Origin of the sequence: Allosphingosinicella sp. (assembly GCF_036402135.1) — a bacterium.
In the GTDB taxonomy this organism is placed as follows: Bacteria; Pseudomonadota; Alphaproteobacteria; order Sphingomonadales; family Sphingomonadaceae; genus Allosphingosinicella.
Genome location: NZ_DASWTN010000028.1, coordinates 15,457 through 39,039, shown reverse-complemented (window position 1 = coordinate 39,039; position 23,583 = coordinate 15,457). Strand labels below are relative to the sequence as shown.

At 64.4% G+C, this 23,583-nt stretch carries 23 protein-coding genes and 1 tRNA gene; 12 read left to right on the top strand and 12 right to left on the bottom strand.

What is annotated here, in order from left to right; genetic code table 11:
• Nucleotides 1–49 precede the first annotated feature (49 nt).
• Both parC and VGD10_RS07785 read left to right on the top strand, forming a co-directional pair.
• Entirely contained in the window at nt 50–2,284 is a 2,235-nt protein-coding gene (gene parC, locus VGD10_RS07790) for a DNA topoisomerase IV subunit A (protein ID WP_331040245.1), read from the top strand.
• 41 nt (nt 2,285–2,325) lie between these two features.
• A complete protein-coding gene (locus VGD10_RS07785) occupies nt 2,326–4,101 on the top strand; it encodes a putative bifunctional diguanylate cyclase/phosphodiesterase (protein ID WP_331040244.1) in 1,776 nt (591 codons plus the stop codon).
• Here VGD10_RS07785 and VGD10_RS07780 read toward each other — a convergent pair.
• From VGD10_RS07780 to VGD10_RS07770, 3 genes are read right to left on the bottom strand one after another with little or no spacing between them, the layout of a single operon-like run.
• Nucleotides 4,077–5,276: a CCA tRNA nucleotidyltransferase gene (locus tag VGD10_RS07780; RefSeq protein WP_331040243.1), complete on the bottom strand. Its 1,200-nt coding sequence runs from the start codon at nt 5,274–5,276 to the stop codon at nt 4,077–4,079. The genes VGD10_RS07785 and VGD10_RS07780 overlap by 25 nt on opposite strands.
• Nucleotides 5,273–5,875, bottom strand: a complete 603-nt coding sequence (locus VGD10_RS07775) for a CoA pyrophosphatase (protein ID WP_331040242.1) — start codon at nt 5,873–5,875, stop codon at nt 5,273–5,275. The genes VGD10_RS07780 and VGD10_RS07775 overlap by 4 nt, the downstream gene beginning before the upstream one ends.
• Nucleotides 5,872–6,438, bottom strand: a complete 567-nt coding sequence (locus tag VGD10_RS07770; protein ID WP_331040241.1) for a DUF1285 domain-containing protein — start codon at nt 6,436–6,438, stop codon at nt 5,872–5,874. The genes VGD10_RS07775 and VGD10_RS07770 overlap by 4 nt, the downstream gene beginning before the upstream one ends.
• Nucleotides 6,439–6,514: 76 nt before the next feature.
• On the opposite strand from VGD10_RS07770, the gene VGD10_RS07765 reads away from it, so the two are divergent.
• Entirely contained in the window at nt 6,515–7,273 is a 759-nt protein-coding gene (locus VGD10_RS07765; protein WP_331040240.1) for an SDR family NAD(P)-dependent oxidoreductase, read from the top strand.
• Nucleotides 7,270–7,674 (top strand): dihydroneopterin aldolase, encoded by a 405-nt coding sequence (locus VGD10_RS07760; protein WP_331040239.1) that lies wholly within the window; start codon nt 7,270–7,272, stop codon nt 7,672–7,674. Before VGD10_RS07765 ends, VGD10_RS07760 begins: the two co-directional genes overlap by 4 nt.
• Here VGD10_RS07760 and VGD10_RS07755 read toward each other — a convergent pair.
• Entirely contained in the window at nt 7,671–8,432 is a 762-nt protein-coding gene (locus VGD10_RS07755) for a hypothetical protein (protein ID WP_331040238.1), read from the bottom strand. The two genes, VGD10_RS07760 and VGD10_RS07755, sit on opposite strands and share 4 nt — an antisense overlap.
• 326 nt (nt 8,433–8,758) lie before the next feature.
• On the opposite strand from VGD10_RS07755, the gene VGD10_RS07750 reads away from it, so the two are divergent.
• The 4 genes from VGD10_RS07750 (at nt 8,759) to VGD10_RS07735 (ending at nt 11,303) form a co-directional block, all read left to right on the top strand.
• Entirely contained in the window at nt 8,759–9,436 is a 678-nt protein-coding gene (locus VGD10_RS07750) for an energy transducer TonB (protein WP_331040237.1), read from the top strand.
• Nucleotides 9,437–9,483: 47 nt separating this feature from the next.
• Nucleotides 9,484–10,272: a MotA/TolQ/ExbB proton channel family protein gene (locus VGD10_RS07745; RefSeq protein WP_331040236.1), complete on the top strand. Its 789-nt coding sequence runs from the start codon at nt 9,484–9,486 to the stop codon at nt 10,270–10,272.
• A gap of 81 nt (nt 10,273–10,353) precedes the next feature.
• Complete coding sequence (locus VGD10_RS07740; RefSeq protein WP_331040235.1) at nt 10,354–10,851, top strand: biopolymer transporter ExbD; 498 nt, start codon at nt 10,354–10,356, stop codon at nt 10,849–10,851.
• A 26-nt stretch (nt 10,852–10,877) separates the two neighbouring features.
• On the top strand, nt 10,878–11,303 hold the full coding sequence (locus VGD10_RS07735; RefSeq protein WP_331040234.1) for a biopolymer transporter ExbD: 426 nt from the start codon (nt 10,878–10,880) through the stop codon (nt 11,301–11,303).
• Nucleotides 11,304–11,578: 275 nt separating this feature from the next.
• On the opposite strand, the gene VGD10_RS07730 is transcribed toward VGD10_RS07735, so the two are convergent.
• The gene (locus VGD10_RS07730; protein WP_331040233.1) at nt 11,579–13,354 is read right to left on the bottom strand and encodes an ABC transporter transmembrane domain-containing protein; all 1,776 of its coding nucleotides are present in this window, start codon (nt 13,352–13,354) and stop codon (nt 11,579–11,581) included.
• Between the two features lie 112 nt (nt 13,355–13,466).
• Here VGD10_RS07730 and VGD10_RS07725 point away from each other — a divergent pair, with 112 nt between their 5' ends.
• Nucleotides 13,467–14,720, top strand: coding sequence for a polyhydroxyalkanoate depolymerase (locus VGD10_RS07725; RefSeq protein ID WP_331040232.1), 1,254 nt, complete (start codon nt 13,467–13,469; stop codon nt 14,718–14,720).
• Between the two features lie 13 nt (nt 14,721–14,733).
• Here the strand turns inward: VGD10_RS07725 and VGD10_RS07720 are convergent, their stop codons facing one another.
• On the bottom strand, nt 14,734–16,035 hold the full coding sequence (locus VGD10_RS07720) for an amidohydrolase family protein (protein WP_331040231.1): 1,302 nt from the start codon (nt 16,033–16,035) through the stop codon (nt 14,734–14,736).
• Between the two features lie 89 nt (nt 16,036–16,124).
• Between VGD10_RS07720 and purT the strand changes: the two genes are divergently transcribed.
• Entirely contained in the window at nt 16,125–17,282 is a 1,158-nt protein-coding gene (gene purT / locus VGD10_RS07715) for a formate-dependent phosphoribosylglycinamide formyltransferase (RefSeq protein ID WP_331040230.1), read from the top strand.
• A gap of 1 nt (nt 17,283) precedes the next feature.
• On the opposite strand, the gene VGD10_RS07710 is transcribed toward purT, so the two are convergent.
• The 3 genes from VGD10_RS07710 to VGD10_RS07700 all read right to left on the bottom strand — a co-directional run bounded on the left by VGD10_RS07710 (nt 17,284) and on the right by VGD10_RS07700 (nt 18,814).
• Nucleotides 17,284–17,358, bottom strand: a tRNA-Thr gene (locus VGD10_RS07710).
• A 17-nt stretch (nt 17,359–17,375) separates the two neighbouring features.
• Nucleotides 17,376–18,230 (bottom strand): hypothetical protein, encoded by an 855-nt coding sequence (locus tag VGD10_RS07705; protein WP_331040229.1) that lies wholly within the window; start codon nt 18,228–18,230, stop codon nt 17,376–17,378.
• Nucleotides 18,227–18,814, bottom strand: coding sequence for a CGNR zinc finger domain-containing protein (locus VGD10_RS07700; RefSeq protein ID WP_331040228.1), 588 nt, complete (start codon nt 18,812–18,814; stop codon nt 18,227–18,229). Before VGD10_RS07700 ends, VGD10_RS07705 begins: the two co-directional genes overlap by 4 nt.
• A gap of 39 nt (nt 18,815–18,853) precedes the next feature.
• Here VGD10_RS07700 and VGD10_RS07695 point away from each other — a divergent pair, with 39 nt between their 5' ends.
• Together VGD10_RS07695 and VGD10_RS07690 are read left to right on the top strand one after the other, a co-directional pair.
• A complete protein-coding gene (locus tag VGD10_RS07695; protein ID WP_331040227.1) occupies nt 18,854–19,549 on the top strand; it encodes an AzlC family ABC transporter permease in 696 nt (231 codons plus the stop codon).
• Nucleotides 19,536–19,823 (top strand): AzlD domain-containing protein, encoded by a 288-nt coding sequence (locus tag VGD10_RS07690; protein ID WP_331040226.1) that lies wholly within the window; start codon nt 19,536–19,538, stop codon nt 19,821–19,823. Before VGD10_RS07695 ends, VGD10_RS07690 begins: the two co-directional genes overlap by 14 nt.
• Here the strand turns inward: VGD10_RS07690 and VGD10_RS07685 are convergent, their stop codons facing one another.
• From VGD10_RS07685 to VGD10_RS07675, 3 genes are read right to left on the bottom strand one after another with little or no spacing between them, the layout of a single operon-like run.
• Complete coding sequence (locus VGD10_RS07685) at nt 19,824–21,158, bottom strand: mechanosensitive ion channel (protein ID WP_331040225.1); 1,335 nt, start codon at nt 21,156–21,158, stop codon at nt 19,824–19,826.
• 53 nt (nt 21,159–21,211) lie between these two features.
• Nucleotides 21,212–22,537, bottom strand: a complete 1,326-nt coding sequence (locus VGD10_RS07680; protein WP_331040224.1) for a replication-associated recombination protein A — start codon at nt 22,535–22,537, stop codon at nt 21,212–21,214.
• Between the two features lie 2 nt (nt 22,538–22,539).
• Complete coding sequence (locus VGD10_RS07675) at nt 22,540–23,583, bottom strand: 2OG-Fe(II) oxygenase (RefSeq protein WP_331040223.1); 1,044 nt, start codon at nt 23,581–23,583, stop codon at nt 22,540–22,542.

Genomic DNA, 23,583 nt, shown 5'->3' with positions numbered 1-23,583 from the left:
TGCTCAGGCAGGGGTCGCCCGTTGCGGGAGCGGCTGCTAATTCGAAACGATGTCCGATGAGTTCGATCAGATCGTCGACGCGCCGTTCGACGATGCGTTATCGCAGCGTTACCTCGTCTACGCGCTTTCCACGATCACGGCGCGGTCGCTTCCCGACGTCCGGGATGGCCTGAAGCCGGTCCATCGCCGCCTTCTCTGGGCAATGCGGCTGTTGCGGCTCGATCCTGCGTCGGCGTACAAGAAGTGCGCGCGCGTGGTCGGCGACACGATCGGCAAATATCACCCGCACGGCGACCAGTCGGTCTATGATGCGATGGTCCGTCTCGCGCAGACCTTCTCGCTCCGCTACCCGCTCGTCGACGGGCAGGGCAATTTCGGGAATGTCGACGGTGATAATGCCGCGGCCTACCGCTACACCGAGGCTCGGCTGACCGCGACGGCGGTGGAGCTGATGGCGGGTCTGGACGAAGGCACCGTCGCGTTCCGCCCCACCTATAACGGGGAAGAGGAAGAGCCTGAGGTTTTTCCAGGCCTGTTCCCCAATCTCCTCGCGAACGGCGCCAGCGGCATCGCGGTCGGCATGGCCACGTCGATCCCGCCGCACAATGTCGCCGAGTTGATCGACGCCGCTAGCCACCTCATCGACAATCACGCCGCCGAGCCGTCGGCTCTGATGGACTTCGTCTCCGGTCCGGATTTCCCGACCGGCGGCGTGATCGTCGACAGCGCCGAGGCGATCGCCGGCGCCTATGCAACCGGCCGCGGCGGCTTCCGCGTCCGCGCCAAGTGGGAGACAGAGGACCAGGGCCGAGGCACGTGGGTTGCGGTCGTCACGGAAATCCCGTTCCAGGTGCCGAAAGCGAAGCTGATCGAGCAGATCGCGGCGCTCATTTCCGAAAAGAAGCTGCCGATCCTCGCCGATATTCGGGACGAGTCCGACGAGCAGATCCGCATCGTGCTCGAACCCCGCAGCCGCACCGTCGAGCCGCAGGTGCTGATGGACAGCCTTTTCCGCCTCACCGACCTCGAAGTGCGGATACCGCTCAACCTCAACGTGCTGGACGCCAACCGCACCCCGCGCGTGATGAGTCTCAAGGAAGCGCTCTCCGCTTGGGTCGACTTCCAGATCGAAGTGCTGGTCAACCGGTCGAAGCATCGCATTGGCAAGATCGACGACCGGGTGGAGCTGCTCGAAGGCTATCTGGTCGCCTATCTGAACCTCGACCGCGTCATCCAGATCATCCGCGAGGAGGATGAGCCGAAGCCGGTGATGATGGCGGAGTTCGCGCTCACCGACAGGCAGGCCGAAGCCATCCTCAACATGCGTCTCCGGAGCTTGCGCAAGCTCGAAGAGATGCAGATCAAGAAGGAGCGGGACGCGCTCATCAAGGAGCGGGAGGAGCTTCAGAAGCTGGTCGACTCTCCCGCGCGGCAGCGCACGCGCCTGAAGAAGGATTTGGCTGCGCTCCGCGACCGCTATGGTCTCGATACGGAGCTCGGCCGCCGCCGAACGCTTATCGAGGAAGCTGGGCCGGCGCGTGAGATCCCGCTCGAGGCAATGATTGAGCGGGAGCCTATCACCGTCATCATGTCGCAGCGCGGCTGGGTGCGGGCCATGAAGGGGCATGTCGACCTCGCCAATCCGGATGCGATGAAGTTCAAGGAGGGCGACGGCCCGGCCTTCGCCTTCCATGCGCAGACGACGGACAAGATCCTGCTCGCGGCGCAAAATGGACGTTTCTATACGCTCGGCGCGGACAAGCTGCCGGGGGGACGCGGCTTCGGCGAGCCGGTGCGATTGATGGTCGACCTCGAGGGCGAGGGGAATATCGTCGCCCTGATGCCGGCGGCTCAGAATGCGAAGCTGCTGCTCGCCTCGTCGGACGGACGCGGCTTCGTCACGTCCGCGGCGGGCGCCATCGCCGAGACACGGAAGGGTAAGCAGATCGTCAACCTTCGCGCGGGCGCGACGCTGAAGGTGGTGCGGCAGATCGGCGCCGGCGACGATTATGTCGCTTCGATCGGTGACAACCGGAAGATGGTTGTGTTCCCTCTTACCGAGCTGCCCGAAATGGGCCGCGGCCAGGGCGTTGCGCTGCAGCGTTACCGCGATGGCGGCCTGTCCGATGCAACCACCTTCGCCTTCTCCGACGGCCTCAGCTGGAGCATGGGCGGGGAAAGCGGCCGCACCCGGAGCGAGCCCGATCTGTCCGCTTGGCGCACGGCGCGCGGCGCGGCCGGCCGGATGCCGCCGATGGGTTTTCCCCGGGATAACCGCTTCTAATCCTCAATGCATAATTAACCGCTTAAGCTTAACAGGCAGCCATGCAGGTGGCCTCGTCGCGGCGGCGTAACAAAGCGCAGGAAAGCTCGGCGCTGCCCGTGATGCCAGCGGGCGCCCGCTTCTTTTCGATCTCCGAAGGCATCATCGACACCGCCCGCAAAGACTATATCGACGCACTTCCCGTCGCCGCAGCCATCCTTTGCCAGGACGAAAACGGACGCAGCTACGTCGACCTGGCCAATTCCGTGTTCGAAGATACGGCCGGTTGGAAGGCAGCCAGCGACAAACCTTGGGTCGACAGCATCGGCTTCTTTTCTGAAACGGGCATAAGCAGGGCGCTAGAGGACTTTCTCGACCGCGGTGAGCGTGCGTACCAATTTGAGGGACATGACGGCCGCAGCATCAACGGCCGTTATTATACAGTCCGCCTGTCGAAGCTACGGCCGACCCCTTATGCGCCGCAGCGCTGCCTGATCGCGCTCATCGACAAGACGGTCCAGATCGAGACCGAGAACAGTCTCAGGGCCGAAATGCTTCGGGACAGCCTCACCGGCCTACCAAACCGCCTCGCCTTCAACGAGCGGGTGGAAGCCATTCTTGGCGACCGCAACTTCAAGCCCGGCAGCCACGCCGTACTTGCCGTCGACATGACCCGCTTCAGCCGCGTCAATCACTGCGTCGGCGCACTCGCGGGCGACGAACTGCTCATCACCTTCGCCCGCCGTCTCTTCTCCGCGCTTCGGCCGGGGGACGTGCTTGCCCGGACGGGCGGTGACGAATTCGCGATCCTGCTGCGGCTCGACAAGGGCGTCGGCGATGCGGTCGCCTTTGCCGATCGGATCACCGGCGTGCTCGGCACGCCTTTCCGCCTTTCCGACATGGAGATCCGCGTCGATTGCGCGATCGGCTGCGCCGTCGCTCAAGATAAAAAGGATTCCGCGGAAGAGCTGCTTCGCAATGCGCAGTTCGCGCTGAAGCGCGCCAAATTGTTCGGGCAGGTGCAAGTTTACGAACCAGGGCAGGCGCAGGTCGTGCGGCGGCGCTTCAGCATCGAAACGGAGCTTCGCCGGGCCATCGAGGCGGGGCAGCTGAGCCTCGCCTTCCAGCCGCTTGTCGAACTCGCGACCGGAAAGATTACCGGTTTCGAAGCACTGACTCGCTGGGATCATGAAGAGGAAGGCGTCATCGCGCCTTACGAGTTCATCGAGGTGGCGGAGGAATCCGGCCTGATCGTTCCGCTCGGCCGCTGGGCCCTTGGCGCGGCGCTTGATGCGATGCGCGGCTGGGACGAGAAATATGGTGAGCCGCTGCCCGTCTATATGGGCGTCAATCTTTCGGCGGTTCAAATCCAGCGGGATGACGTGGCTGCGCTCGTGTCCGATGCACTGGCAGAACGGAAGATCGAAAGCCACCGCCTGATGCTGGAAGTGACCGAAAGCGCCATCATCCACGATCCGCAGCGCGCGACCGAAGTGCTGGAAGCGATGCAGCGTCTCGGCGTCCGCATTGCTCTGGACGATTTCGGCACCGGCTATACCTCTCTCGCCTATCTCCAGCGCCTGCCGATCGACCTCCTCAAGATCGACAGCAGCTTCGTCACCGACATGCTGGACGACGCCGATTCCACCGCCATCGTTCGTGCGGTGCTTTCCGTGGCCGGAGCGCTCGGCATGGTGACGACCGCCGAGGGCGTCGAGTGCGGCAAGCTCGCCACCGCGCTGGCGGACATGGGCTGCACCAACGGGCAGGGCTTCTTCTTCTCCGAGCCGCTCGATGCCGACGCGGCCTTCGATTACTGGCTGTCGCGCAAGACCTGATCGACGTGGGCGCGGGCGATGGCCCGCTGTTCTTCCTCGTCTGCAGGGAAACCTCGTGCGATCCACTCCCTCTCCGCAGCCTGCAGCGTCCTTGCCACGATCGAGCCTGGCGTCAGACCCATGGCGATGAGGTCGCCGCCGCCCACCGAAAGGCGCGGCCGGTTCCAGCCTGAGAGGCTAGCGGCGGCTTCCGCGCTGCCCCCAAGCAGCAGGCGGTCGACCGCTTCCTCGGCGCCAATCATGTAGGCGAGGACTTCAGGATCGTCTGGATCGGCCGCCGACCGCGCGGCCGCAGAGGCGATCCTTTTCACTGCCTTGTTGGACAGTCTCAGCCGGGTTGCGACCGATGCCGCCAGTTCGGCATCGGCCGGCAGCAAGGCGGCAAGCCGCCGCAGCGGATCGCCTGCAATGCCTGCTTGCTCCTCCGCTTTGACCAGGGCGGCAAGGGCCTCTGCGTTTTGGATCTCAGGCAAGACGGGGCGGAATATGTCGCAGCCGATCATCAGGGACACGGTGGGAGCCGGATCGGGAAGTTGCAGCAGGCGAAGCATCTCGTCGGCGATCCGCTCCCGAGACAGCGCCATCAGATCATTAGCCCGCGCGGTGCAGGCTTCAAGCGAGGCGCGGTCCATCTCGCCCGCGCCGAAGCGGGCATGGAAGCGGAAGAAGCGGAGAATGCGCAGATGATCCTCGGCAATGCGGATCAGCGGATCGCCGATGAACCGCACGCGCCGCGCCTCCAGGTCCTCCTCCCCACCGAAATAGTCGTGGACTTCCAGGCTCTGCGGATCGGCGGACAGCGCATTGATCGTGAAATCCCGCCGCGCCGCATCCTCTTTCCAGTCGTCGGTATAAGCAATGGTCGCCCGGCGCCCGTCGGTCGAAACGTCACGGCGGAGGGTGGTGATCTCGACATGCCCCTCGGGCAGCATCGCCGTCACGGTGCCATGATCGATGCCGGTCGGAACTGCCTTGATGCCTGCCTTCTTCAGCCGGCTCATCACGTTTTCCGGCTGGAGCCGGGTGGCAAGGTCGATGTCGCTCACCGGCAGGCCGAGCAAGGTGTCGCGCACGCAGCCGCCGACATAGCGTGTCTCGCCATCGTTGGCTGAAAGCGCGCGCAGAAGCTCCGCCATGCCGCGCTGCGTCTGCCACGATGCTTCCGCCAGCTTCATGCAGTGAGCGCCAGTCTGCGGCTTAAGTTCACGATCATCGCAGCCGTTGCCCCCCAGATGCGCCTATCGCCCCACATGATCTCATAATAGGTCCGCTCGCGGCCTCGCCACATGGCGGTGCGGACCAGCTGATGCTCCGGATGGAGCAGATAGTGAAGCGGCGCCTCGAAAATACCTGCCACCTCACCAGGCTGCGGCGTCAAAGGGAGATCAGGCGGCACCACGCCGAGGACTGGCGTGACTTCGTAACCGGTGACGGTCCGGTAGCGATCGGCGAGACCTACCACCTCGACATGTCCGGGTGAGAGCCCGATTTCCTCATCTGCCTCGCGGAGCGCCGCTCCAATGGGGCCGGCATCGCCGGGGTCGATGCGGCCGCCTGGAAAGGCGATCTGCCCGGCATGCTGGCGAAGCGTGTCCGGGCGCAGCGTCAGTATGACGGTGGGCTCATCACGGTCCACCACCGGCACCAGTACAGCTGCAGGCGTGACGGGTTGATCCTCATCGATCAGCGGATCGCCGATGTCGCCTGCGAGCAATTCGGGCCTCGAACGATGACCGCGTTCAAGCGCCTCTTTCAGCATTTGCGCGAGGCTCATGCCGCGTCCAAGCGGAAAAACGTGCCGCCGCTCCAAAGGCCGAGCGGCTCCGCCCCCTCTGCGAGGGCAAGATTGGCGAGCTCGTAATAGACAGGCCGAGCGACCAGCGCGTCCAGGCTGCTGCGCACTTGCAAATATGGGTGCGGGCCGTCCTCGCCTTCCTCCAGGCGGAGCGCATTGGCCGCGCCCGCCACCACCATGTCGCCGGTGTTGAGGCGGAAAGCGAGGGACCGGTCCTTTCCTTCGCCCTCCGTCTTGAGCTCGACCGCAACGAAAGGCGCATCCTCGACTTCGATGTCGAGCTTCTCGATCGGCGTGACGAGGACGAAGCGCCCGTCAGGCTCGCGGCGCAGGATCGTCGAGAACAGCCGCACCATCGCCGGCCGGCCGATCGGACTGCCTTCGTGAAACCAAGTGCCGTCGCGCGCGATCCGCATCGCGCTGTCGCCGCAATGGGTCGGATTCCACTTGTCGACCGGCGGCAGCTTCTTCTCTTCGGCCATTCGCGCGATGTCCGCCAGCGAGAGGCTGGAAAGATCCTGAGGCGGCTCCGGCGAAGGCATGGGTGCCGATTAGGCGATTGAGGCGAAGAGCGCAAAACTTGCCGCGCCGGACTCGCTCCCCTAACCATCGCCGCCTATGGGCAGCGAGTTCGAAGGGCCGCGGACGGCCATCGTCACCGGGGGAGCGAAGCGGATCGGCGCCGCGCTCTGCCGCGCGCTCAGCGAAGACGGCTGGCATCTCCTCATCCACTGCAATTGCTCGGTAGAGGAGGCCGGCGCGCTGGCGGCGGAACTCGGCAATGCTGCCGTGGTCATGGCTGACCTCGCGTCCGCCGATGCCGCCGACCGCATCTTCGCTGGCCTTGCCGGACTCCCGCCCGCGCGGTTGCTGGTCAACAATGCCTCGCGGTTTGAATATGATTCCGCGGCGGACTTCAGCGTTGATCGCTGGGATGCGCATATGGCGATCAACCTCCGCGCGCCGGCTCTGCTGTCGCAGGCATTTGCGGCCAGAGCGGGCGAGGGCGGGCTCATTGTCAACCTTCTCGACGCCAAGCTGACGAACCCAAATCCCGACTTTTTTTCCTATACCGTGTCGAAGCAGGGCCTAGCCGGCGTGACCGAACTCACCGCCCGCGCCTTCGCCGCTAGGGGCGTTCGAGTTTGCGGGATCGCCCCGTCGGTCACTCTAGTGTCAGGCCCACAGAGCCGCGACAATTTCGATGTCGTTCACGCGCTCAACGCTCTTCAGCGCGGTGTGCGGGTGGAGGAGATCGTCGCCGCGCTTCGCTTCATCATCGCAACGCCCACCTTGACGGGAGAGACCATTATCCTCGACGGCGGGCAGCGATTCCTCGGGCTCGCCCGCGACGTGCAATTTCTGGAGCCGAAATGAGCGAAAACATCATCAAGCTGGATGGGTTGGTGCCGGACAGGCTTGCACCCAAGACGCGCAAGATCGTGCTTCAGGACTTCTGCCTGCCCGTCGACATCGGCTTTCACGATTTCGAGGTCGGCAATCCGCAGCGCCTCTACGTCACCGTCGAGGTTTGGGTGGACGAAGCCTCCTTCGCCGCCGAGGACGACGCGGCTGCGGCATGGAATTACGACTTCCTGCGTACGGAGATTGCCCGCCTCGCCGGCGGCCGACGATTCAACCTGCAGGAGACGTTCGTTCGCGAAATCTACGACCTCGTCGCTGCGCGGCGCGGTGTCACCGCACTTCGCGTCTCGAGCCGCAAGCCCGACATTTATCCGGACTGCGCCGGCGTAGGCGTGGACCTCGCCTCCTTCTAGCGGGTGCGCGTGCGGGCGCAGGGGCCGAGGCCCTGCATCACGACCTGATAATCCATCCTGATCATCACATGATAAGCGGCTTCCGCATCTGCCAGACTCTGCGGCGGCAGGTTAGGCGGCAGCGTGCAGGCGAGACGGTACCAAAGGAGGGTATCGCGGACCGGCGGTTCGGCGGCATCATCCACGATCTCCGATAAAGCAACCGCCCAGCGCGAACGTTCGCCCGGACGCCGAAGGATGTTGAGCGATATCGGCCGTCCATCTGCTGCCTGCAGGAATATCTGCGTCTCGCCTTCGCCGGGTAAGGAGCCGGGTACGTGGAAGCCCCGGCCTATGCCGCTTATTTGCGGCGGCGCGTCGGGCCGAGCCGATTCCTGGATCAGCTGCCGTACGCGCTCGCCTTCGGCCGGACTCCAGATGCGATGCGCATCGGGCGCTGAAAGCCGCAGTTCGCCCGGTCGACCAGGAACGGGGGAGGCGAAGACAAGGAATTCCGACTTTTTCTGGATCTTAATGGGCTTACCGCCCGGCCCGTTCGGAAGGTCGACCAGGTAGGTTACAGCGGGCGGGACGCCTCCAGCACCCTTCAGTAGCGAGACAACATCAGCCTCGACGAAGAACCGGCTTTTGCCAGGAGCCACGTTCGGTGCCTGCTTCGGCTTCAACCTTACGACGCGGGTCACCCGCACGTGCGCGACGACGGGCGACGGCAGCGTCAGGTCGGCAAAATCGGCATAAGTGAGCGCCGGAAACGGCACCGAAACTTGTGATTCGCTGGGCGTGGAGACGACGGTTGTCGCCGCGAGAGCACTGAATCCCAAAATGACACTGCGCACCGAAATTCTGCTGCGCCGAAAGATTAAGAACATATTTTCCAAAACTTAGTCCCCAATGACGCCTTTTAGCTGCATTCAGACCCGCAAGGCTGAACCTTCACTGAAGGATTGCGTCGGCGAAAACGTCACGATAGAGACACACGCCTTGTCCATGTCATAATAGTACATCGTGGACCCGCAACGGATCAGCCGCGTTATGTAAGCGCGCCGATCCCGGCTGAAATAGAGAGAGGGAGTGTGGCTGTTTAATGGCATATGCTGATCAAGGAATGAGCAGAGGCCGCATCACGGCGATCGTGATCGTGGCGTTGCTGCACGCTCTTCTCGGCTACGCGTTCGTGACAGGCCTTGCCTATAATGTCGTGAAGAAGGTCACTGAAGACCTCAAGACATTCGACGTGACCGAGGAACCGCCGCCTCCAGAGGAAGAGCCGCCGCCCCCGGAAACGCCGCAGCAGGTGCAGCCGCCGCCCGTGGTCTCGCCGCCGCCGATCGTGCGCGTGAATACGCCGCCGCCGCCGGTGACTTCGGTAAACGTCGCACCGCCAACGCCGCCAATTACCTATACGGCGCCGCCCGCGCCGCCGGCTCCCCCGGCTCCGCCACCGCCGCCGCCGCCGAAGCAGACGGTTCAGCCGGCCCGGGCACGCGCTAATCTGGCATCGTACGTTTCTAATGACGACTATCCCGCTGCGGCGATCCGCAACGAGGAGCAGGGCACCACGCGTTTTCGCCTGACCGTTGGGCCTGACGGCCGGGTGAGCAATTGCGAAGTCACCGGTTCCAGCGGCTCGTCGTCGCTCGACAGCACGACCTGCCGCCTGATGCGGAGCCGCGCCCGTTTCACTCCGGCCACTGACAATACCGGAGCGAAGACGACGGATACGGTCTCGGGAGCGATCAGGTGGGTCCTGCCTGAAGAATAATCTTAGAACGACGCATCTAATTTTTCGAATGAGAGGAATATCTTACTATGGCTAATCCAGCAGCAGCAGGTGGCGGTGAAAACCCCTATGGCCTTATGGCCGCTCTCGAAGAGGGTGGACTTATCGCCTATGTGACGTTCGGCATCCTCGTCCTCATGTCGGCCGCATCCTGGTACATCCTGTTCGTGAAGCTCTTCGAACAGCAGAAGATCCTGAACCAGGGCAAGCGCGCGCGCACGACCTTCTGGCAGTCGGCCAACCTTCGCGAAGGCGCCAATAAGCTTGAGAAGAATAGCGCCTATCGTCAGATCGTCGACGATGCGATCGTTGCTCAGGAACAGCACAACAAGCTGACCGACCCGGTCGACCAGCATGACTGGATGCTCGGCTCGCTGGCGCGCAGCCAGGGTGCGATCGCTTCCAGGCTTTCGACGGGCCTCGCGCTCCTCGCGACCGTCGGTTCGACCGCTCCGTTCATCGGTCTGTTCGGCACCGTGGTCGGCATCTACCGCGCGCTCATCAAGATCGGCGCGTCCGGTCAGGCGTCGATCGACGCGGTCGCCGGCCCGGTCGGTGAGGCGCTCATCATGACCGCGCTTGGCCTCGTCGTCGCTGTGCCTGCGGTTATGGCCTACAACTGGCTGATGCGCCGCAACAAGGCGGTTCTGGAAGAGCTCGCCCGCTTCACCAACGACGTTCATGGTTACATGATGTCGAACGGTGCGGTGAAGCCGCAGATGGCGGCTTCGGGCGGCCGTACGGCTGCTCCGGCCGGCACCACCGCCACCGGCAGCGCAACCACGACCACCAGCAACACGACCGCCAAGAAGGTCTAAGCGACATCGCGGGGCGGCTTTCGGGCCGCCCCTGATTGTCGAAAAGGGCGGAAGCCCACGGATTAGGATAGGAAATCGACTATGGGTATGAATGTCGGCCAAGAAGGGGACGGCGAAGAAACCCCGATGTCGGACATCAACACGACGCCGCTCGTGGACGTCATGCTGGTGCTCCTCATCATCTTCCTCATCGCCATCCCGGTCGTCATCCAGACGGTTCCGGTGGAGCTGCCCAAGGTGACTTTCGAGCCGACCACCACGAAGCCGGAGAATGTCTCCCTTTCGGTGCGCGGCGACGGCGCCGGCGGCTGCGAGGTCTACTGGAACCTTGAGAAGGTGAATTCGGAAGAGCTCCTCGACCGTGCGGTCAAGAAGCTCGAAGATACGGTGGCTGCCGCAGGGGGCGCCGAGAACATCACCGAGGAAACCATGCCGGAAGCGCACATCCGCGGCGACATCAACACGCCGTACAAGTGCATCGGCGGCGCGGTTTTCACGATGCAGATGGCGGGTTTCGCACGCGTCGGCTTCATTTCCGAGCCGCCGGCCGGTGCCGCGACCGCCGGTCCGCGTCTCTAAGTACCCAAGTTTAGGAGTAAGCTCATATGGCGATGTCAACTGGTGGAGCCGAAGGCGAACCGATGATGGACATCAACACGACGCCGCTCATCGACGTCATGCTGGTGCTCCTCATCATGTTCATCATCACCATCCCGATCCAGACCCATGCGGTGAAGCTGGACCTGCCGGTGGACAGCCAGCAGAACACCCCGCCGCCGATCGATCCGGTGAAGAACAAGATCGTCGTCATGCCGAACCGCGCCATCCTCTGGAACGGCACGCCGGTAAACGAGGTGACGCTGCGTCAGTATCTGGACCTTACCACGCAGATGAACCCGGAGCCCGAGTTGCACATGCAGCCGCATCCGGAGGCGCCTTACGAGACGGTAGATCAGGTGCTGGCCGTAACCAAACGCGCCGCGGTCACGAAGCTCGGCTTTGTCGGCAACGAGGCTTACCGCACCTGGTAAGCACGGTGTCCTGATGCTGATATGAGGGGGTGGCCTGCGGGCCGCCCTTTTCGTTTGTGCTCGCCGCCGTTCGTAGGCCGCGTGATGTTTTCGTGAACAAGCTGCCGCTGCCTTATCTGAGCCGCAGCGGCGTTGAGGTAACGCCTTTTGTATGCGCCGCTTGATCAGAGTAGGCAGGCGGAGGGGGCGCTCCTATTCCAGGTGAGGCAAGCGGGCAGATGAAGCCTTCGGTGCCGCGACTGCCTTCGCGGACGAAACCCGCACCGGCACTGATGTTAGGCCGCCAAACCCTCGAACTGCAGTCGTGCCAGACGGGCGTAGAGACCGCCGCGGGCTTGCAGGCTCTCGTCCGTTCCTTCCTCGACGATGCGGCCCCGTTCCAGAACGATGATCCGATCGGCAGCGCGCACTGTGGCTAGGCGGTGCGCGATCACTATGGTGGTGCGTCCACTCATCAGCCGCTCCAGCGACGCCTGCACGAGGCGCTCCGATTCCGCGTCGAGTGCGGACGTCGCCTCGTCGAGGAGGAGAAGGGGTGCGTCGCGAAGGATCGCGCGGGCGATGGCGAGGCGCTGGCGTTGGCCGCCGGAAACGCGCGCGCCGCCTTCGCCCATGAAGGTGTCGAGCCCCTCGGGCAGGCGGCGGAGAAATTCAGCCGCGTTGGCGGCTTCGGCTGCGGCCCAGAGCGCGTCGTCATCCGCATCCCACATGCCGTAGCGCAGGTTGTCGCGCGCGGAGGCGGCGAAGATCGTCGTTTCCTGCGGCACCATCGCAATGCGCGCGCGGACGTCGGCGGGGTCAGCCTCGCGCAGATCGATGCCGTCCAGGCGAACGGCGCCGCTCATAGGGTCGTAGAAACGCTGAGCGAGCTGGAAGAGCGTCGTCTTGCCTGCGCCCGACGGCCCCACGATCGCAAGCGTCTCCCCCGGTTTCACATCAAGGGTGAAGTCTTCAAGAGCGCTCACGTCGGGCCGCGTGGGGTAGCGGAAGGTCACGTTGTCGAAAGCAAGTGCGCCCATCGCTGGAGTCGGCAGCGGCTTCGGCTGCGCCGGCGCCTTGATTTCCGGCACCTGAGCCAGGAGCTCCGCCAAACGTCCCGCCGCGCCCGACCCGCGCAGCAGCTCGCCATACACCTCAGTAAGCGCGCCGAACGCGCCGGCAACGAGAGCACCGGTAAAGACGAATGCGGCGACGGTCCCCCCGGTCAGCCGGCCCGCCTGCACATCGAGCGCCGCCTGCCACATGACGAGCGTGATCGATCCGAACATGAGCGAGATGACGATCGCAGTCATGACGGCCCGTAACGCGATCCGCCGCTTTGCGGTGCCGAATGCGCTTTCGACGGCGGAGGAGAAACGGCCGCTTTCCCGCGCCTGCTGGTTGAAGGCCTGCACGACCTTCATCGCGCCCAGGGTTTCGGAAACGATGGCGCCAACATCGGCGATCCGGTCCTGGCTGGAGCGGGACACGTCTCGCACCTTTCGGCCGAGCAGCATCACGGGCAGAATGACGATCGGAATGCCGAGCAGCAGCGCGCCGGTGAGCTTCGGCGCGAGCGTAAAGAGATAGATGATGCCGCCGACACCCATGACGATGTTGCGGAGCGCGACGGAAACCGTCGTGCCGACCACCATTTCTATGACCGCGGTATCGGCCGTCAGGCGGGAGGCGATCTCGGACGGGCGGTTCTCCTCGAAGAAGCGGGGCTCCAGCCGGAGGAGGTTGCGGTGCACCGCGGTGCGGATGTCCGCCACCACCCGCTCACCGAGCCAGGAGACGAAATAGAAGCGGACCGCCGTCGCCAGCGCGAGCAGGATGACGATGCCGAGCACGTAGTAGAAGTGGGTGGCGACATCGCCGCCGCCGGCGACAAAACCCTTATCGATGACCCGGCGGAAGCCGTCGGGAATGGCAAGCGTCGCGAGTGCCGCCACCAGCAAAGCGACCGCAGCGCCGCCGATGCGGCCCGGGTAGCGGATCGCATAGCTCCAGATCATCTTCAGATTGCCGAGGCTTTTCCCCTGCGGCGCGTCCACGCTCTCACCGGCCATGGCTTCGCCTAGCAGCGCAGCCTTTCCGGCTCAATGGCGCCGGCCGAACGGACCCATTGACCGACCGGTCGGTTATAGAGTCTATTGCACCGCAACATGACGCGGAGGACGGATGCTCTACGACGCCTATGAAATGCAGCGGTCGCTGCTCGCCGGAGCAAGCACGCTCGCCAATATCGGCGCCGGATGGATGCAGAACCCAGCAAATCCCTTCGCTTATAGCGGCATGGGACCGATCATGGCCTCGGCGCTAGACGTGTTCGCCCATGCCTCGGCCCCGCGCGGCAAGCCTGAATTCGGCCTTCACAGCACCATCGTCGGCGGCAAACAGGTGGCGGTGCATGAGGAAATCGTGTTTCGCAGGCCGTTCGGCCAGTTGAAGCGCTTCCGCCGTGAGGGCGTGGCCGGTGGACCAAGCCTGCTCATCGTAGCGCCAATGTCCGGGCATTACGCAACACTCCTGCGCGGCACCGTCGAGCGGATGCTGCCCGGCCAGGACGTATACATCACCGATTGGCGGGATGCGAAGCTGGTGCCGGTGGACGAAGGGCGCTTCGACCTCGACGATTATATCGATTACGTGATCGCCTTCCTCGAACATATCCATGCGGAAAGCGGCGAGCGGCCGCACATGCTTGCCGTGTGCCAGCCGTCGGTGCCCTGCTATGCGGCGGCGGCGATTATGGCCGAGGACAACAACCCGGCGCGGCCGCAGACGCTCACCATGATGGGTGGCCCTATCGATACGCGGATGGCCCCAACGGCTGTCAACGCGGTCGCCACCGACCGGCCGCACAGCTGGTTCGTGAGCAACGTGATCGCCACCGTGCCCTATTCATACCCCGGCGCGGGACGGAAGGTTTATCCCGGTTTCCTGCAGCTTGCCGGCTTCCTCACCATGAACCTCGAAAGCCACGTGAACAGCCACTGGGAGATGTTCAAGCATCTGGTACAGGGCGATGACGAGAGCGCCGATGCCACCAAGAGCTTCTACGAGGAGTATCGCTCTGTCTGCGATATGACGGCGGAATTCTACCTGCAGACGGTGGACGTAGTGTTCCAGCGCCACCTGCTCCCGAAGGGCGAGATGACGCATCGAGGTCGCCGCGTGAATCCTGCCGCGATTACGGACATCGCCCTCCTCGCCATCGAGGGCGAGCGCGACGATATTTCAGGCATCGGCCAGACCAAGGCAGCGCTCGACCTCGCGAATAAGCTTTCGGAGGCGCAGAAGAAATATCATCTCGCCAAAGGCGTCGGCCATTACGGCATCTTCAACGGCAGCAAGTGGCGCACGCGCATTGCTCCTGTCGTCGAGAAGTGGATCGCCGAGCATCGCAGAGTCAGAAGCCGCAAGGCAGCCTGACGCTCGCGCCAGCCTAGCGCTGGTCCTTGTGGACCCGACCGCCCTTCATCACGAAGCCGACGCGCTTCAGCACCGTCACATCGCTTAGCGGATCGCCTGAAACCGCGATCAGATCCGCCATCTTGCCAGGTTCAAGCGTGCCGATCTCGTTGCCGAGCCCGAGCAGATCGGCCGCGTTGACGGTGGCCGCATGAATGGCGGTGGCAGGCGTCATGCCATGCTTCACCATCAGCTCGAACTCATCGGCATTGCGGCCGTGCTTCGATACGCCAGCGTCGGTGCCAAAGGCGATCTTCACGCCCGCCGGTACCGCCTTTTCCAAAGCCTTGCCGGTGATGCTGATGCGCCAGTCGATCTTCGCCCGTACGTCTGGCGGATAGGCATTCGGGTTGGCGGCGATCCGCTCCAGATAGCCATTCACCGTCGAAAGCGTCGGCACATAATAAGCGCCGGTCTGCTTGAAGAGGTGGATGCTCTCGTCGTCGAGTAAAGTGCCATGTTCGATCGAGTCCGCACCGGCCCTCAGCGCCACTGCAATGCCGTCGGCGCCATGTGCGTGGACCGCCACCTTCTTGTTGTAGAGCTTGGCGGTATCAACGATCGCCTTTGCTTCGTCGTCGAACATCTGCTTGCCTAGTCCGGCGCCAATGCGGCTGTTGACGCCGCCGGTCGTCGCGATCTTGATGACGTCAGCGCCGCGGCCGACCTGTCGCCGCACCGTTTTTCGGCATTCCTCGACGCCGTCGCAGAGGTTCTCCGCGCCGCCGACGGCTTCATGCAGCTCCTCGCGAAGCCCCAAACGCCCATCCATATGGCCCGAGGTCGTGGAGATGGATTGGCCTGCATCGACGATGCGCGGACCGCTTGCCCATCCGCGACTGACCGCTTCCTTAAGCGCTAGAGTCGCTCCCTCATCGCCGAGATTCCGGACGGTGGTGAAGCCCGCATTCAGCGTCTTTTGAGCATTCCACAGCGTCTCATAAGCACCGAGCTGCGCGCTTTCCGTAAGGCCTGCGATCAGCCCCTCGTTTCCCGCCCGGTCGGAGCTCAGATGGACATGGCTGTCGATCAGGCCGGGGAGCACAAAGCGGTCTCTGAGATCGATCACGGCCGCGCCCGCGGGCGTGATGAACCCGTCCTGCACCGCCTCGATCTTGCCGGCGCGAACGATGATGCTGGCGTTCCGGCGCGGCGGCCGGCCGGGCCGGTCCAGCAGGGTCCCGGCGTGGATGACGCTATAGGCATCGGCGCTTTGCGCCGCCGCGGCGACCGGCGCGGAGGCGAGCAGAAGAGCGGCGATGGTGAGCGAACGCATGGAGATCCCCCTTTATGTTGCGGGGAGGTTAGCCGCACCTTTCGCCGCTGTCACTTGAGCTGTTGCGGTCGGGCCTATAGCGGGAGGCGATGAGCTTTACCGCAAAGATCCTCCTTCTCGGCTCCGGCGAGCTTGGCCGGGAATTCACCATCTCCGCGAAGCGGCTCGGCGCCTATGTGATCGCTTGTGATTCCTACGCCGCCGCGCCCGCGATGCAGGTGGCGGACGCATCGGAGGTCTTTTCGATGCTCGACGGTGCACTCCTCCGCGCGGCGATGGAGAAGCACGATCCCGACTTTATTGTGCCGGAGATCGAGGCGATCCGCACCGAGGTGCTGGGAGAGTTGGAGGCGGAGGGCCGCACCGTCGTCCCTTCGGCCCGTGCGGCGGCGATGACCATGAACCGCGACAACATTCGCGATCTTGCCGCGAACGAACTCGGCCTCCGCACCTCGCGCTACCGCTTCGCCGAAAGTCTCGAGGAGGTGCTGGCGGGGGCGGAGCATACCGGCTTGCCCTGCGTGATAAAGCCGGTCATGTCCTCGTCAGGGAAAGGCCAGAGCACGGTCCGCTCTGCGGACGAACTGGAGCAGGCCTGGACTTATGCCGTCGGCAATATGCGCGGCGACCGGCCGCGGGTGATCGTCGAGGAGTTTATCGACTTCGACTATGAGATCACCTTGCTGACCGTCCGCACCCGCGAGGGCATCCTCTACTGCCCGCCCATCGGCCACCGGCAGGAACGCGGCGACTATATGGAAAGCTGGCAGCCGACCCCGATGTCGGGAGCGGCGCGCTCAGACGCGCAGGCCATGGCTGCAGCCGTGGTCAACAATCTGGGCGGCTACGGCATCTTCGGCGTCGAATTCTTCGTCCGCGGTGACGAGGTGATCTTCTCCGAGCTGTCGCCGCGTCCGCACGACACCGGCATGGTGACGCTCATCTCCCAGAACCTCTCGGAGTTCGACCTCCATGCCAGAGCCGTTCTGGGTCTGCCGATCCCCGAGATCAGGCTGCGAGCACCCTCCGCCTCGGCCGTGATCCTTGCCGATCGCGAGGCGGAAAACTTCCATTTCGAAGGGCTCGGCGAAGCGCTTGCCGCAGCAGAGGACGTTCGGCTGTTCGGCAAGCCCGTGACGCGGAAAAACCGCCGCATGGGTGTCGCGCTTGCGACCGGTGCGGATACGGAGGAGGCGCGGGGGCGCGCCACAGAAGCGGCAGGTAGGGTGAAGATAAGATACGACTAGCTGGTGCCGGATGAGGGATTCGAACCCCCGACCTTCGGTTTACAAAACCGCTGCACTACCACTGTGCTAATCCGGCCCGGCTCCCCCAATGCTTTATAGGATGCCGAAGGTCCAGCCCTCCGTTGCGGCGATTTCCCGCGTCAGGCCTTCGGGAGTGAAGGCGTGCGGTTCGCTCGTCGCGAGAGCCCGCATACCGGCGGCGGTGACCAATGCGTCCGTCTGATGATCGTCGGGCTCGAAGCGGAGGCGGGCAGGGGCGCTGCCGAGCGCCTTCAGCGCGATGTTGAGCTCGGCCCGAGACCGGAGCTTCATCCCCTGAAGCCCTGCGCGGCGCAGATAGATGCGCGTGTAAATTTCCACCACGGCACTTCCACTGTCGGGAAGCGGCTCCATCGGCCATATCGCAACCTTGCCGTCCAGCCGGTGAAGCAGCCGCATTCCCGAGAAACTCGCCTTCGCGACCTGTGCGGCGCCGATCGCATCATAGGCGCTCGCCGTCTTGCGGCCGCCTTGCGCGTTGAGCCGCGCATCGCACTGGCGGAAGCGGACGAAATCCGCCTTCGTGCCGTCGGCGATGCCGAAATAGAAATGGCGGCGGTGAACCTGCTCCAGAAAGCTCGCCGCGCCCAGATCCTCATCAGCACAGCAGCGGTCGACATAGGCCCAGAACTCGCGCGCGGTGCCGGGGATGCCCGGCTCCCCCGGTAGATACTCGCCCCGCTCGACGATGGGCGGCGCAAAGCTGAAGTCGAAGCCGTAGAGCGTCGGCGCTTCCTTGGACGTCGCGAGCAGCCATTCCAGCACCTCGCTTCGCGACCAGGGCTTTGCCCGCTCCACAAGCTTCGGGGCAGCACCGTCGGCCTCACAAATTGCAACTGCAACACCCTTGTGCCGGGAACCCTTGGCGCCCGACCAATCGATGGCAGCGAAGCGTTGAAAGCGGCTCATGTGGAAAGTTTTGCGCGGTGCCGGCGAGCCTTGGCCGCATTCCCGCAGCCCTGCATGAGGCACCAGCGCCGCCGCCCGCCGCTATGGTCGAGGAAGAACCAGTCGCAGTTCGGCGCCTCGCATTGGGAGATGTGCGCGCGGGGGACGCTAAGTAGCAGGGCGACTATGTGGAGCGCCATCCGAGCGAGAAGGCGCTGCTCTGCAGGCTCATCTCCACGGCTATTCAAAATCACTCCCTCACCGGCCGCCGAGAGGAGAGGGTGAGGCAGCAGGTCATTGAGGAGGGCTGCAAGATCCTCGCTTTGCCGGACCTCCAGCAATTCATCGGCGAGAAGTTGTCTCATCGCGTGCACCTTGCCGAGAACGGCGCCAGCCACGGATTCCTTCTCAAGCGCGGCCACCAGCTTCTGCACCTCATCAGGCGGCGTTAGGGCCGCCACTTCGCTCCAGCGAGCAAGCGCGACGCCACTTTCCAGAAAGTCGCTGACTCTCCCCCGATCGACATCGACGCTGTTGAGGAGGTCGAGCGCCGGGTGCTCTCCGATCACCTTTAGCCGCCCTTGCCGAGACTCGAAAATCTGCATCTGGAACTCTTTGCTTGAGTAACCGTATATAGGGTTACTATGGCCATAAACAAGCTTGTCCCCTTTTCCGCAGTCGGCGCGCGCTGGACAGCCCCTTTCGCACTGAGCAGCGTCGCTTGGGGGCTTGCGTTCGGTGTCGCTGCCACTGCCAAAATGCCGGCCGCCTTTGCCACGGCGATGAGTGCGACCGTCTTTTCAGGCACTGCCCAACTGATGGCAATCGAGCTTTGGTCGCACCCGCTGCCGCTCGTGGCCATCCTGCTTGCCGCCTTGTCGATCAATGCCCGCTATCTGGCTATGGGCGCCACGCTCGCTCCACTTTACGCCGGTCGAACCAGACAGGGGCTTGCCGCCACGACTTTGCTGAGCGACGCGAGCTGGATCGTGGCCCTCCGCGCCGAGCGGGAGGGGCATGATCCCCACGCGGCGCTGATCACATCCAACATGCTGATGTGGATAAGCTGGGTCGGAGGCACATTGGCTGGCGGCGTGGCCGGTCACTGGATGCCGGAAAGCCTGTTGATGGGGCTCGAATGGCTGGTCCTCGCCTTGCTCGCCGCGGTCCTCCCGCCGCTGGTCGATCGCTGGCGGGGCGCTGTGGGGCCTGTCGTGGGTGCCGCGGCCGCTATCGGCCTGGATCCTCTCTTTAGCGGCTCCTGGCACGTGCTTGCCGGCGGGCTGGCCGGGGGCGCCGTAACTTACTGGATAGGGAGGAACGCTGATGGGGAAGGATGATTTACTGGCGCTCCTGGCGCTTGCTGCGCTCTGCCTGGCGGTCCGCTGGACGGGTTTCCTCGCGGCCAGCGCAGGCCGGATACCAAAGGAGGCACAGCGCTTCATCGGCGCCGTGCCTGCTTCGCTCATCGCCGCGTTAGTCGTCAGCTCCGCCGCTCAGAGCGGGGCCGGAGGTTTTCTGGCGGTCGGCGCCGCCCTGCTGCTGATGTTCGTCCTAAAGAACGAACTTCTGGCAGCTTTGGGCGGCGTGACTGCGGCGTTCCTGCTCGCCTGATCAGACCAGCGGCGGGATGTCGTCGTCGCCGAAGCGCATCTCGCGCGGCGGCTCGGGCGCTGCCGGAGGCGCGGGCGGCGTCGGCGGAGCCGGTGCGCGGGGCGGCGGCGGCAACTTGTTGTCCTTGGTCCATTCCTCGAGCAGCTTATGCGCGGTGGGTCGCCCGCCAAGGCCGAAGGCGAGGGCGCAGGCAATTGCCGCCGAACCGATGATTGAAGCGAAGGCGATAATCACAATCTCGTTGGCAAGGCCCATGAAGCGGAGGCCCATCGCGACGGCGAGGGCGATGATCGACCATTTCAGAATCGACGGCAGCCAGCCTTCCGAACCCGCGCCGCTGACGAGGCTGGAGACGATCCGGGCGATCACAACGCCGCCGAGGATGATGCCGGTGCCGAACAGGATTCTCCCGCCAAGCTCCAGCACCTGCGCCAGCATCACCGCGATGATCGGCGACTGGAGGAGCTCGGCAGCCTTGATCGCGAAGAAGATGACGATGGCGACCATGACTATCGTGCCGACGGTGCGCGACGCGGTGTTGCCCTGCTGGGAGAAACCCAGTGCGCTTACCGCCCGGTCGAAACCGGCGGAGGGGAGAAGCTGCTCTATGAACTGCTTGGCCAGCTTGCCCAGGATATAGCCGATGGCGAGCAGGATGAGCGCACCGACGATCTTCGGCAGCGCATCCAGGATGGTTCTGAGCATCTCGGTCGCCGGGCCGGAAATGACCGCGATGTTGAGCGCATCGAGCGCCATGATCGTGACCGGGATCATGATCAGGTAGAAGACCAGCGTCGCGATCGAGCGGCTGAGGGAGGTGCGGCTGGCCACCGTGGTGGTGCCTGCCGACGTGGTGGACGTGCTGGTGCCGGTCTCAACAAGGCCGGTGCGCTGCAGCCAATTGTCGGCATTCGCGGCCATCAATGCGCCCTCGACGATCCGCCTCACGATCTTGGCGATGACGAGGCCGATGAAGAAGATGAGGCCCGCGCCGATCAGGTTCGGGATAAAGCCGAACGTGTTGGTCGTGAGCGCCCGCACCGGCTCCAGCACCTGCGTCAGGCCGAGCGGCTGGAGCGCGAGCATGATGCCGACGAGGAGGATCAGCCAGAAGGCGATGTCCCCGATCAGGCTGCCGAGCGTCTTGCCAGGCTCCGCCGCATTGTGCCGCTGAAGGACCGGCACACGGTCGACAAGCTTGGCGATCGCCCATTTAGCCGCGCGCGCCAGCACATAGGCGATGATGAGGATGGCGATGGCGCCGAGGATACGCGGAAGCCATTCGATGGCTTCATTCTGCCAATAGACGGTGTCGGGATTGTTGGTGCGGTACATGGCGTCTCCCCCTTGTGGTCTGAGTAGCCTCGGAGCCGAAGGTGCCAAATCCCTCAGCCTTTGCCTAGGTCCTTCCGGCGCTGTTCCCAAAAGGCGAGCCGCTCCCGTATCTTCGCTTCGAAACCGCGCTCTACCGGTTCGTAGAAGGTCTGGGGCTCCATCTCCTCGGGCCAGTAATTGTCGCCGGAAAAGCCCTCCGGCGCGTCATGGTCGTAAGCATAGCCTTTGCCGTAGCCGATGTTCTTCATCAGCTTCGTCGGCGCGTTGAGGATGTTCTTGGGCGGCATCAGCGAGCCGGTGTCCTTTGCAGAGCGCCATGCCGCCTTCTGCGCCGCATAGGCCGCATTCGATTTGGGCGCGGTGGCGAGGTAGAGGCAGGCCTGAACGATAGCGAGCTCGCCTTCCGGGGAGCCGAGGAAGTCGTACGTGTCCTTGGCGGCGATGCATTGGACCAGCGCCTGCGGGTCGGCGAGGCCGATATCCTCGACCGCCGCCCGGGTCAGGCGGCGCAGCAAATAGAGCGGCTCTTCGCCAGCCACCAGCATCCGCGCCAGATAATAAAGCGCCGCCTGCGGGTCGGAGCCGCGGATCGACTTATGCAGCGCCGAGATGAGGTTGTAATGGCCTTCCCGGTCCTTGTCGTAGACCGCCACCCGGCGGTGAAGCAGCGCTGATAAGCCCGCAGGATCGAGCGGCTCCGGCACCTCGATCGAGAAAAGCGTCTCCGCCTGGTTGAGGAGGAAGCGGCCGTCGCCGTCCGCCGTGGCGACCAAGGCGTCGCGCGCCTCCGCAGTGAGAGGCAGTGGCCGGTCCATCAGCGCCTCGGCGCGGTCGAGGAGCTGGCAGAGGGCCTTGGCGTCGAGCCGGTTGAGGATCAGCACCTGGGCGCGGGAAAGAAGGGCCGCATTCAGCTCGAAGGAGGGGTTCTCCGTCGTCGCGCCGACCAGCACCACGGTGCCGTTCTCGACATAGGGAAGGAAGCCGTCCTGCTGCGCACGGTTGAAGCGGTGAATCTCGTCCACGAAGAGGAGGGTCGTGCTGCCGACACGCCCATACTCCTTCGCCTCGGCAAAGACCTTCTTGAGGTCCGCAACGCCCGAGAAAACGGCGGAGATGGCGACAAAGCGCATACCCACAGCGTCCGCCAGCAGCCGCGCGATCGTGGTCTTGCCGGTGCCGGGCGGTCCCCAGAGGATGATGGAGCTGAGCTTCCCAGCCGCCACCATGCGCCCGATGGCGCCTTCCGGCCCCGTCAGATGCTCCTGCCCGACCACATCCTCCAGCTTCTGCGGGCGGAGGCGATCGGCGAGTGGCGCGCTTCCGGAAGGCGCAGCTTCGGTGGGCGTGGAGGGAGGTTCGTTGGCGAAGAGATCAGCCATGTTCAGGCCCAGGGCCGCTCCCTGAACCATTTGGTGATCACATATTTGGTGCCGGCCTCCACCGGCTCGCCCTGGTGCAGGGACTGGGCATTGGGGCTGCCGTCCCGCTTCATATTGTTCCAGATAAGGAGCTTGCCCGGCTCCGGCGCGACCCGCACGCCGGCTTCCGGAAAGTTGGTGCAGCCGCCGGCCTCCGGCGCGTTAAGGAACAGCATCGCGGTCCAGGTCCGCTGCCCGCCCTGCCGCTGCGCATAATCGTAATAGCCTTCGCCCTTGTGGAAGAAGTCGTGGTGCGGCTTGAACTGCTGCCCGACTTCGTAGCGCTGCCCCTGCATCGTCTCGCTGAAGCGGCGGGATATGCCGAGCGCGGCGGAGAGGCGGCGGTCGATGAGGCTCACTAGCGGCTCGCGAAGCTCCATGTTGCAGCTCCGGCTCGTACGGAATTCCTTGTCGGCATTTTCGCCGAGTATGCCCGACGGAAAGGCATTGCGGTCGATGAGGTCCATCAGCCCCTGCCGCTCGTCCGCATTGAGGAAGTCAGGGACGGCGTAGAGTTCGAGCTCTCCGGCCTCCAGCCGTTCCGCCCGCTTGTCCCGGTCCAGCACCCCTCGAACAGCGGCGCCGATCCGGGCAAGGCTGAGTTGCCGCCCCGCTTCGTCATTCTCGTCTGGCAGCGACCGAACGAGCTCGGCCGTGCGGGCGGCGGAGCGGGCTTGGCTCTCCACATAAAGTGAGAGCGCCTCGCTCGCTGCCTGCTCCAGGCGCAGGGCAAGATCGGCGGCGGCGGGCTGTTCGCGCTCCCGCGCGAGCGCACTGAAGCGAGCCGGAAAAGCCAGCAGCCGCTTGTCTTCTTCCGCTTTTCCCACCTCGCCGGCAAGGCGGGCGAGGCCGCTCTCTAAGCTCTCTCCTTGCGAGGCGATGCCGTCCGCTTCGACCTGAAGTGCGTTGAGCAGCCAGCCGGCCGATTGCTGGAGCGACGCGAATTGCCGTTCCGCAGGCTCGCGCGCTACATCGGCCGAAAGATCATTAGGGGGAGACGCTGCCAT

Coding starts and splice junctions, on each gene's coding strand:
- purT (WP_331040230.1), top strand. CDS start 16,125: ATGAGCTTTACCGCAAAGATCCTCCTTCTCGGCTCCGGCGAGCTTGGC.
- VGD10_RS07735 (WP_331040234.1), top strand. CDS start 10,878: ATGGCGATGTCAACTGGTGGAGCCGAAGGCGAACCGATGATGGACATC.
- VGD10_RS07720 (WP_331040231.1), bottom strand. CDS start 16,035: ATGCGTTCGCTCACCATCGCCGCTCTTCTGCTCGCCTCCGCGCCGGTC.
- VGD10_RS07740 (WP_331040235.1), top strand. CDS start 10,354: ATGGGTATGAATGTCGGCCAAGAAGGGGACGGCGAAGAAACCCCGATG.
- VGD10_RS07695 (WP_331040227.1), top strand. CDS start 18,854: ATGGCCATAAACAAGCTTGTCCCCTTTTCCGCAGTCGGCGCGCGCTGG.
- VGD10_RS07770 (WP_331040241.1), bottom strand. CDS start 6,438: ATGCCTTCGCCGGAGCCGCCTCAGGATCTTTCCAGCCTCTCGCTGGCG.
- VGD10_RS07675 (WP_331040223.1), bottom strand. CDS start 23,583: ATGGCAGCGTCTCCCCCTAATGATCTTTCGGCCGATGTAGCGCGCGAG.
- VGD10_RS07730 (WP_331040233.1), bottom strand. CDS start 13,354: ATGGCCGGTGAGAGCGTGGACGCGCCGCAGGGGAAAAGCCTCGGCAAT.
- VGD10_RS07765 (WP_331040240.1), top strand. CDS start 6,515: ATGGGCAGCGAGTTCGAAGGGCCGCGGACGGCCATCGTCACCGGGGGA.
- VGD10_RS07745 (WP_331040236.1), top strand. CDS start 9,484: ATGGCTAATCCAGCAGCAGCAGGTGGCGGTGAAAACCCCTATGGCCTT.
- VGD10_RS07700 (WP_331040228.1), bottom strand. CDS start 18,814: ATGCAGATTTTCGAGTCTCGGCAAGGGCGGCTAAAGGTGATCGGAGAG.
- VGD10_RS07705 (WP_331040229.1), bottom strand. CDS start 18,230: ATGAGCCGCTTTCAACGCTTCGCTGCCATCGATTGGTCGGGCGCCAAG.
- VGD10_RS07725 (WP_331040232.1), top strand. CDS start 13,467: ATGCTCTACGACGCCTATGAAATGCAGCGGTCGCTGCTCGCCGGAGCA.
- VGD10_RS07685 (WP_331040225.1), bottom strand. CDS start 21,158: ATGTACCGCACCAACAATCCCGACACCGTCTATTGGCAGAATGAAGCC.
- VGD10_RS07760 (WP_331040239.1), top strand. CDS start 7,270: ATGAGCGAAAACATCATCAAGCTGGATGGGTTGGTGCCGGACAGGCTT.
- VGD10_RS07750 (WP_331040237.1), top strand. CDS start 8,759: ATGGCATATGCTGATCAAGGAATGAGCAGAGGCCGCATCACGGCGATC.
- parC (WP_331040245.1), top strand. CDS start 50: ATGTCCGATGAGTTCGATCAGATCGTCGACGCGCCGTTCGACGATGCG.
- VGD10_RS07780 (WP_331040243.1), bottom strand. CDS start 5,276: ATGAAGCTGGCGGAAGCATCGTGGCAGACGCAGCGCGGCATGGCGGAG.
- VGD10_RS07775 (WP_331040242.1), bottom strand. CDS start 5,875: ATGAGCCTCGCGCAAATGCTGAAAGAGGCGCTTGAACGCGGTCATCGT.
- VGD10_RS07680 (WP_331040224.1), bottom strand. CDS start 22,537: ATGGCTGATCTCTTCGCCAACGAACCTCCCTCCACGCCCACCGAAGCT.
- VGD10_RS07785 (WP_331040244.1), top strand. CDS start 2,326: ATGCAGGTGGCCTCGTCGCGGCGGCGTAACAAAGCGCAGGAAAGCTCG.
- VGD10_RS07690 (WP_331040226.1), top strand. CDS start 19,536: ATGGGGAAGGATGATTTACTGGCGCTCCTGGCGCTTGCTGCGCTCTGC.